Here is an 8,594-nt window from a genome sequence, read left to right on the forward strand (position 1 = left end):
ACGCATGATCGTACGGATGGAATTAGACGAAGCCAAGCAGCGATTGTTAATCGGCTTTTTTGAAACATATGTGAAACTGTCGGATGAGGAAGAACAACAATTACGAAACGAGGTGAATGAAATGGAAACGAAAGAAAAAGAACAAGTGTTGGATTTAATCATTTCATATGAGAAAAAAGCGCTAGAGAAGGGTTTGAAAGAAGGCGTGGAACGAGGGTTACAACAAGAAAAGCGCCAGATTGCGAAAAAGATGCTCGCGAAGGGCTACGATGTACAGACGATCCATGAACTGACGGAGTTGTCTGTGGAAGAAATTGAGAGGTTGAAGTGATATCGTGTCTGTCAAAACCAAAAAAAACTAAATTTCGTGATGCCTGTCACGCTCCTGAAGTATATCGAAGTTCGTTAGTTAGGGAGAAAGATAAAAAATTGCCCACTTTTATCGGAAAATTATTTTTCATTCGCAAAAGAGCCTTTCTTTTCGGCTTTTTTGCTTTTGCCGTGAAAAAAAAGCGCCGCAAAATTCAATTTTCTTCATTTGCATTTCCCTTATTTCCCGGTTTTAATCAAATTGTACCTCTACATTCCACGAAAGGATGATCCTCGTGCAATACCTCGATTTGAAAATGGATTTTATGTTTAAGCAGCTGTTTGGGCATCCGAGTCGCAAGTCGATTACGATGGCGTTTTTAAACGCGCTGTTGCATCGGAAAGAAGATGACCGAATCGTCGATGTGCAGTTTGAAAATACGGAGCTAACGAAAGAAACAGAAGACGGAAAAACCGGACGGCTAGACGTCATCGTTCGGACGAATCGTGGCGAGCGCATTCATGTTGAAATTCAAATCATCCCGCAATACGGCATGCCGGAACGGCTGTTGTATTACTGGGCGCGGTTGTTTTCGTCTTCTTTATCAAAAGGAGAACGATATGACACACTTCCCCCGACGATTATGATTGCCATCCTCAACTACCCACTTTTTCCGCACGAAACTGACCGCTTTCATACGATATTCCACATCCGTGAAGATGAAGAACACTTTCTTTGGAGCGATCACCTTGAATTTCATGTGCTTGATTTGTCACAATTTATGGTAAAATGGAAGAAATACCGCCGGGATGTGAAGCAGTCACCCGAATGGCCGTGGCTGACGATGTTGTCGGCGGTGGATGGACGGACAAAAAAGGTGGATGAGGAAATGGTTCGCGAATTGGAGGGAATCGCGATGACAGAACAAGAAATTTTAGAGGCGTTAGAAGAATGGCAAAGTTTGAGTGTGGATCCAGAAAACCGCTATGCATACGAAATGCGGTTGAAATGGCTACTTGACCAACTATCGAACATTCGCGGAAGTCGGGAAGAAGGACTGAAAGAAGGATTGGAAAAAGGCTTACAACAAGGCCTGCAACAAGAAAAACGCCAGATTGCGAAAAAGATGCTGGAGAAAGGCTACGATGTACAGACGATCCATGAACTGACGGAGTTGTCTGTGGAAGAAATTGAGAGGTTGAAATGATATGGTGCTGTTCCTCTTTTTTAAACATGACTTTATATAACTAAGGGAGCCATTCGGCTCCCTTTAATTATGCGGGATACAGTGCCACTGTCACGCCGTGAAAAAATGATCGGTGATGAAAAAGTAAAAACTGTCCAATGTTATCCGTCGTTTTCTACAACATGTTTCACTTCCCTTTAGTACAATGAAATGGGGAAATACGCTCAGACCTTTTCACGAATGCCTAATACAGCCTCATTAATAACTCTAAATCATAGCGTTGAGAGCATGCATTTTTTGTTCTAGAAGCTTATATGTTTCTTGTTCTCTAACTCGAGTGTTCACTTGCGCAATTTGCTGTAAATGTTTTTTCAATGCTTTTACAAAATCATGAGCGAATTTCATTTTGTCGTAAAAAAGAAAGAACTCTACATGATCATTTGTAACATTTACAGCTTCAATTTTGATTTCGCGTCCTTTCACGATGAAAAAGTAATCATAGGCAGAACCAAAGCCGGAGATACGGAATGGTTTATTCTCTTTATTAGCGATCATATCCATAACACCCGTAGCTATACTTAACAAAGCTGTGCCGTAAAGCGTTGCAATATTGATCGTCATTTGTTCAATACCATTATGGACAGTCATATACATTTCACAACTAAAAAAACTATTGAGGTTTTCACTTTTGAGCGTTTCTTTCCAGTCACCTTCCCAGTCTTTTAATAAAATTTTGATAGGCATGTATACCCTCCACAAATTTTTTACTTTTTCGTTACTACGCTATCTGTACAGTTTAAACAGCATTGCCATTATATTTTAAATCATTCCCTATTCTTTTAGAAATATATACCTTTTTTACTGTAATACGGTTCATCACCACAACATGTACTTGACAAGCAATACGGTTTCCTGTACAAAGATGTGCAAAAATCATTGATTTACTAATTTTTCCTCGCAATCGTAAATAGGGTATGTTCAGAAAAAATCAAGTACAACTTTTGATGAAGAGCCCGTAATACAGAGGATTCACGAATCAATGGAGTTGTCTGTGAAAGTTAAAATAAGAGAGTCTATTTACTAAAAAAATATTCAAATTTACCCGTCAGTTTCTACAATATTCGACAACATTTTCCGTCTTCTTTCCGTACAATTGAATCGAGGAATGTGCTCAATTTTAGGGGAGGGGATTAAAGTGACGACAATTTGCAAAGCGGATTATTATTATGGTGCGTTGCTTTCTGCATTAGTAAATGGTGGATTAGCACCAGCGCTGTTTGAAAAAGAAAACGACAGTCGGCAAATATATACGGTTACGACAAATAAAGCGAGTTATATTATTTACACGAAGTATCTTACTACCCCATCCGGCTCCGAAGATTTCACATGGTCTTTCACATTCAGTGACAACGAAATACAAGAAATTATAAATGTTCATCAAGGTAATCCAGATAAAATGCTGATTTTTGCTTTTATTTGCGGTCAGAAGCAAATAAGTGACAGCAATCAAATCATCGCTATTGTTCACTGGGATGAATTTGTTGCATGCGTGGATGTAAATAAAAAGCAATCCCGTGGTACACCAAGGTTATCGGTGAAAGCAGTGAAAGGCTCTCCACGTTTTCGTATTTATGGAAGCAAACGTGCTGATATGCTTGATGGCAAAGACAATACGATTAGAATTGAGAGAAATCGGTTGAAAACTCTATAAAGGTAGTACCGATTTTTAGCAAACGGAGGCATAGAAATGAACGTGAAAGAACTTATTTCGCTCATTAAAGAAGAAGTCCCAAATAAAGCAATTGATTTAATGGACAGCTTAGAATTGCTAAAGGAAACAATCGCTGATACGTTAACGGAAATATTGAAGAAAAGCCATACAGCATTCCAGCAAAGAAACTTGACAAAATGGAATGAACTTAACCGTCTCATCGATCAAATTGTTCCAATTGAAGAGAGGATTGCGCAAATTATCGAAGAATTAGACTTGGATGTTACGGTGAAAGAAAATGAAATGGAAAGACGAACGTTGCCAAATTATTCCGATTATCTAGTGGATTCGAATGTAGAACATACTTTATATGAAGACTATACTCATCGTCGACCATGCGCGTTTAAAATGAATGATAATCCACGTATCGAAGTGAGCACATGGAAAGAGATGCTAATTAAAACTTGTGAAATATTGATGGAAAAGGACGAGGAAAAATTTCTGAGTTTTGAACATTTAGACAAAATGAATGGTAAGAAAAGAAAATATTTTTCTGTTAGTTCAGATGGCATGAGGGAACCAGTGAGTATAAAAGGGAAAATGTATATTGAAACACTAATGAGCAGTAACGGGTTCCGCAATTTAGTCATCAAGCTTTTGAAAGAATACAACTTAAAAATCAGTGACTATAAAATTTATTTACGCGCCGATTATTCAGAGTTAAATCAGTAAGGGAGGAAAGAGGCTTGTTAGCTGAAATACATGGGAAAATATCGTCAGACGGTTCGAACCTCAGCGAGCGTCTCGAAGATCAGTTAACAGCGAACGTGTTTGGCACGCTGCGTTATCTCCCTTTTCACAAAGGGATTCAGCCGCTTTTGAGCAGTGCTGTCTTTTTTTCTCCAGCTACTCAAACGGTATTTCAAAAAGGTTTAGCCACACAAAATGATGAGTTTATCGGCGAGAAAGTTACGTTTTGGTCAAAAAGGGAAAGAAGCGAAATGGATGTTTGGCTCGAATTGGATCATTTGACGATAGGAATCGAAGTGAAATATCATAGCCTTTTATCGTCAGACGATCAATTGGAGCGAGAAGCGATGGATTTATTAGCGGATAAGAGACAGGCTCCTAAGTTTTTGCTTTTGTTGGGTAAAGAACCGGAAGTGAATATGATGGCTAAAAGAGCGATAGAAGAGCGAAAGTTGCCAAGCGGTGTTCATTTCGGGTATATGTCATGGCAAGAAGTGTTCATGCAGCTGACGCATATGCAGAAAGATGAAACGTTAAACGAATTTGAAAGGTTAATGTTGAAAGATTTAGTTGCTTTATTGAGAAAGAAGGGATTTGAGCGTTTTCAAGGTTTCCAACATCTTTCTTATCCTATTGTTGATGGTTCTTATTTTTGTTTTCATTCCGATGAGCAGTTTTTCCATTTTGATGTAAGTATGATTGAAAAGGGGAGATATTATGAGTTTCACTAGTGTACGGGAAAACATTAAAAACGCGTTTGAAGTTGTACGAAAAACGTATGAGAATGTTGATAAACTGTTAGCAGAACTGGATCGTCAATCGGTTGAATGCGGATTTGTTCCAGTTATTCCGCAATTTTTGCGTTGGAAGTCCGACCGCGAGTATGGAGGGTGGTTCATCCAATCTTTTATTAAGCTATACCAGAGAGACTCTGCTCCGCCTTGTCAGTCGGGGAATGGATTGAAAAACGACCCAATCTATGCGATTGAACTGTCTTTTGAGGAAGAACCGCGAATGATGTTATGCAAATATTTATACCCATCTCTTGAGCATTGGGATAAACCGCCGAGCGTTTCTGAGCATTGGCTTTTCTATTGGCCTTTATACGATGGCGATAATTTTACTGATATCCAACTTGAAAATAGAATTGGCAAAACGATTCCAAACAATGAGAAGGTCTCAGAGAAATATGGAAAAATTCAAGAAATTACTGTAGATGAGCAAATTCGCTAACATAAATTTACATACAAACAAAAAAGAAGACATGAACCCGATTCCTTGGTTAGAATAGATGTGCTACAACTATCCACAAGGAGGTTCATGTCTCATGAATAGATTAGCACATCATCAAGGAATCGACAAGTTTTTCATAACGTTAGGGTTGGCACTTTATTTCTCGAAACCTGTCATGAAGCATCTCGTTCATATCGTGGATGCGATGGTGACGAAAGGTTTTTCGGGAACGTTGACCGATCTTCATCATGGGAGCTTTCATCCAAACCATCGCACGACACTAAGCCATTTTTTCACGAAAAGTCCTTGGGAGGAAGAGACGCTGCTTCGCAAACTCCAGCAGTGGATCCTTCATCGTGTCGAACGCAGCTCGAAACGAGAGAATCAACCCATTTTTGTTTCGATCGATGATACGATTTGCCAAAAAACAAAGCCTTCGTCACAGGCGACGCACGCCATTCAAGGGTGTGATTGGCACTATTCTCACACAGAGAAAAAGTCGATCTGGGGACATTCTCTCGTTTGGCTCATGGTTCATACGATGACCCAAGCGTTTCCTTTTGCCTTTCGCCTCTACGACAAGGGGGCTGGGAAAAGCAAAGGAGAACTAGCCATCGAGATGCTTTCTTCTTTAGATGTACGCCGTCCGGTGTACGTGCTGATGGATTCGTGGTATCCATCGAAAACGCTTGTGGAAGCCTGCCTGAAAAAAGGATTTCATGTCATCGCGATGCTCAAAACGAATCGCATTCTCTACCCTAAGGGTATCGCTATCCAAGCGAAAGAGTTCGCCGAATACATCGAACCGAAAGACACTCACCTCGTCACGGTGGGAGAAGAGCGTTATCGGGTGTATCGCTATGAAGGCTCTCTCAAAGGTCTCGATGATGCCGTGGTGCTCCTCGCTTGGAAAGCCGATCAGCCGATGACACCGAAACATCTTCATTGCGTGTTGAGCACCGATCGGGAGCTAAGCGACGAAGACATCTTGCGCTACTATGCCGAGTGTTGGTCGATCGAATGTTTTTTCCGTCAGTCGAAAGACCAGCTGAAGCTCGATGGGTACCGTGTTCGTCAAGTTCGGGCGGTGAAACGGTATTGGATTTTAGTACAACTTACTTACGTGTACAGTATGTTCGAGTCTAACGGTGATTTCTCTAGCGGTCTTGCTCTTCTTCGAACGAAGAAAGGGCATAGCCTTGTAGAGTTCATTTACAGCGCAGCAAAACAAAATATTCCCATTGATGCCGTGAAAAAACATCTTCATGTGGCATAAGGGGTACCCCGCTTGTCTCTTTTTGGACGGCAATTATTGTAAGGGAAATTGCTCAACTACAGAAATTATTTGGAAGGAAGTCGACTTATTATCTATTACATCAACAAACATAAAAGATACGGTGTTTGATGAGTTGAAGCATTTGTGATTTATGGACTGATACGGTGCCACGCTCCGAAGCATGGTGAGATTTGTAGAAATAGAGAGTCATAGCGCGTGTACTTCTCTGCGATCTTTGACTCTCTTTGCTTTTTATTGTAGGAAATGTGCCTTCACATTTTGAAATTCAAATTGTTCCCTTAGGAACGCCTGCTATACGATTAGGTTTTGTTCTCGCTGCGGAAGGAAGAAGCGGATTTTGGTGATGGGGCCACGAATGTCGTTAATTGGGGTGTCGCGTAATACGTAAAGGGTAATATGTTCGAATAAAAATGCTAACGTTCTTTCTAAACCCCTCTGCTTTCGATATAGGCTTTGACAAATTCACCGTAAGCTTTCTTATCCATTATGGGATTTACATAATTTAACTTTCGATCTTTATAAGTATAGTTCTCTCGAATCCAACGAAAGTCTTTATCGTTATTACTAACTAATACGGCATTATGTATAAGAGCTGCAGCTGCAATAAGAGCATCTGGTGCTTTAATACTCTTTTTGCGTGTACGATCGGCTCTTGCTTTTCTTCTTATGTCAGCTGCTAGCTCCGTATCTTCTCTAGTGATGTCATAAATTTGATCGGCCATTTGAATATATCCTTTTCTATTTTCTCTTATATCAGGATTTGTTTCGATTTCGAAATGAGACATGATTTCCATCTCAATCAAGGTAGTCATAATAATTTCCGCTTCATCTTCAATTAGCTGTTCAATAAACTCTACTGCATCAGGGTAACCCATTTCATGTGCCGCATATATATTTGTATCAATTAGTATTTTTGTTGACACTGCTTAATCCTCCCACTCTTCCCTGTTTGCAATTTTGAGTGATTCCGCCACGCCTTCTTTGCTAAATAACTTTGCACTACCAGCTAGACGTTTGTGTAACGCTTTTTTTTCTTCTTTGGTTAGTTTTTTCTTTTCAGATTGCACTTGAATGACCTCCTTCACTTGTCCTTCTGTTAGAACAGGCACTTCGATTCGGTAATGATGACGGTTTTGACGCACGATTCTCTTTAAAACTGGTCGTTTTGCTGTTCCAGTTGTTATATGATAGGCGCCACGGTTCCCTTTTTTGTTAGTTCTCATTTGTATCCCACCTTGGTTGAGGTTTTATACACATTATACCATATTTCAAGAAGTCATGATACGGTGCCACACCTCTAAGCATGCCGAGATTTATAGAAGCAGAGAGTGGCAGTTTTCCTCTCTGATTTTTCCATTCCCAAAGCAGGAACCATCGCCATTTTTATCGAAAACATTCAACAAAACAGAAAGCGAGGTGCATATATGTCCATTGACCATGATCGGTTGTTTAAGGAGCTGATTACGACATTTTTTGAAGAGTTTCTTCTTCTCTTTTTCCCGCATGTGCATGAGCATATCGACTTTCAGCACGTGTCGTTTTTGTCGGAGGAATTGTTTACCGATGTGACGGCAGGGGAGAAGTATCGCGTCGATGTGCTAGTTGAGACGAAGTTGAAAGGGGAGGATAGCTTAATTATCGTCCATATCGAAAATCAAAGCTACGTGCAGCCATCGTTTCCCGAACGAATGTTTATTTACTTTAGCCGCTTGTTTGAAAAATACCGAAAGCGGATGTTGCCGATTGCGGTATTTAGCTACGACTATCTTCGCAATGAACCTTCCTCGTTTACGCTCCAATTTCCGTTTTTCGATGTACTCCAATTCCGATTTCTTACTGTGGAGTTGCGCAAACAAAACTGGCGGGATTACATTCGCCACGACAACCCAATCGCCGCTGCGCTGTTAAGCAAAATGGGGTATACTGAAAGTGAACGGGTAGAATTAAAAAAGCAATTTTTACGCATGATCGTACGGATGGAATTAGACGAAGCCAAGCAGCGATTGTTAATCGGCTTTTTTGAAACATATGTGAAACTGTCGGATGAGGAAGAACAACAATTACGAAACGAGGTGAATGAAATGGAAACGAAAGAAAAAGAACAAGT

The 8,594-nt window shown here is 40.2% G+C and carries 11 protein-coding genes; 8 read left to right on the forward strand and 3 right to left on the reverse strand.

Annotated features, from left to right (window positions below; all coding sequences use genetic code 11):
• Together LD028_RS01560 and LD028_RS01565 are read left to right on the forward strand one after the other, a co-directional pair.
• The coding region (locus LD028_RS01560; RefSeq protein ID WP_481736489.1) for an RpnC/YadD family protein at positions 1 to 331 on the forward strand (331 nt) is incomplete at its 5' end.
• 274 nt (positions 332 to 605) lie between these two features.
• Positions 606 to 1,517: an Rpn family recombination-promoting nuclease/putative transposase gene (locus LD028_RS01565; RefSeq protein WP_370642813.1), complete on the forward strand. Its 912-nt coding sequence runs from the start codon at positions 606 to 608 to the stop codon at positions 1,515 to 1,517.
• A 246-nt stretch (positions 1,518 to 1,763) separates the two neighbouring features.
• Here the strand turns inward: LD028_RS01565 and LD028_RS01570 are convergent, their stop codons facing one another.
• Positions 1,764 to 2,240 (reverse strand): ribonucleoside-triphosphate reductase, encoded by a 477-nt coding sequence (locus tag LD028_RS01570; RefSeq protein ID WP_237810697.1) that lies wholly within the window; start codon positions 2,238 to 2,240, stop codon positions 1,764 to 1,766.
• A 451-nt stretch (positions 2,241 to 2,691) separates the two neighbouring features.
• Here LD028_RS01570 and LD028_RS01575 point away from each other — a divergent pair, with 451 nt between their 5' ends.
• The 5 genes from LD028_RS01575 to LD028_RS01595 all read left to right on the forward strand — a co-directional run bounded on the left by LD028_RS01575 (position 2,692) and on the right by LD028_RS01595 (position 6,466).
• Positions 2,692 to 3,207, forward strand: a complete 516-nt coding sequence (locus LD028_RS01575) for a hypothetical protein (RefSeq protein ID WP_237810698.1) — start codon at positions 2,692 to 2,694, stop codon at positions 3,205 to 3,207.
• A gap of 36 nt (positions 3,208 to 3,243) precedes the next feature.
• Positions 3,244 to 3,939, forward strand: coding sequence for a hypothetical protein (locus LD028_RS01580; RefSeq protein ID WP_237810699.1), 696 nt, complete (start codon positions 3,244 to 3,246; stop codon positions 3,937 to 3,939).
• A 14-nt stretch (positions 3,940 to 3,953) separates the two neighbouring features.
• Positions 3,954 to 4,688 carry a hypothetical protein gene (locus LD028_RS01585; protein ID WP_237810701.1) on the forward strand — a complete coding sequence of 245 codons (735 nt, stop codon included), beginning with the start codon at positions 3,954 to 3,956 and terminating at the stop codon, positions 4,686 to 4,688.
• Positions 4,675 to 5,190, forward strand: coding sequence for a hypothetical protein (locus LD028_RS01590; protein WP_237810702.1), 516 nt, complete (start codon positions 4,675 to 4,677; stop codon positions 5,188 to 5,190). Before LD028_RS01585 ends, LD028_RS01590 begins: the two co-directional genes overlap by 14 nt.
• Positions 5,191 to 5,284: 94 nt before the next feature.
• Positions 5,285 to 6,466 carry an IS701 family transposase gene (locus LD028_RS01595; protein WP_237810703.1) on the forward strand — a complete coding sequence of 394 codons (1,182 nt, stop codon included), beginning with the start codon at positions 5,285 to 5,287 and terminating at the stop codon, positions 6,464 to 6,466.
• Between the two features lie 446 nt (positions 6,467 to 6,912).
• Here the strand turns inward: LD028_RS01595 and LD028_RS01600 are convergent, their stop codons facing one another.
• Both LD028_RS01600 and LD028_RS01605 read right to left on the reverse strand, forming a co-directional pair.
• Positions 6,913 to 7,410 (reverse strand): PIN domain-containing protein, encoded by a 498-nt coding sequence (locus LD028_RS01600; protein ID WP_237810704.1) that lies wholly within the window; start codon positions 7,408 to 7,410, stop codon positions 6,913 to 6,915.
• Between the two features lie 3 nt (positions 7,411 to 7,413).
• Positions 7,414 to 7,710 carry a hypothetical protein gene (locus tag LD028_RS01605; RefSeq protein WP_237810705.1) on the reverse strand — a complete coding sequence of 99 codons (297 nt, stop codon included), beginning with the start codon at positions 7,708 to 7,710 and terminating at the stop codon, positions 7,414 to 7,416.
• Between the two features lie 201 nt (positions 7,711 to 7,911).
• Here LD028_RS01605 and LD028_RS01610 point away from each other — a divergent pair.
• A partial coding sequence (locus tag LD028_RS01610; RefSeq protein ID WP_237810706.1) for an RpnC/YadD family protein occupies positions 7,912 to 8,594 on the forward strand: 683 nt, incomplete at its 3' end.

It is taken from the genome of Anoxybacillus sp. LAT27 (assembly GCF_022030075.1).
GTDB classification, from domain to species: Bacteria; Bacillota; Bacilli; order Bacillales; family Anoxybacillaceae; genus Anoxybacillus; species Anoxybacillus kestanbolensis.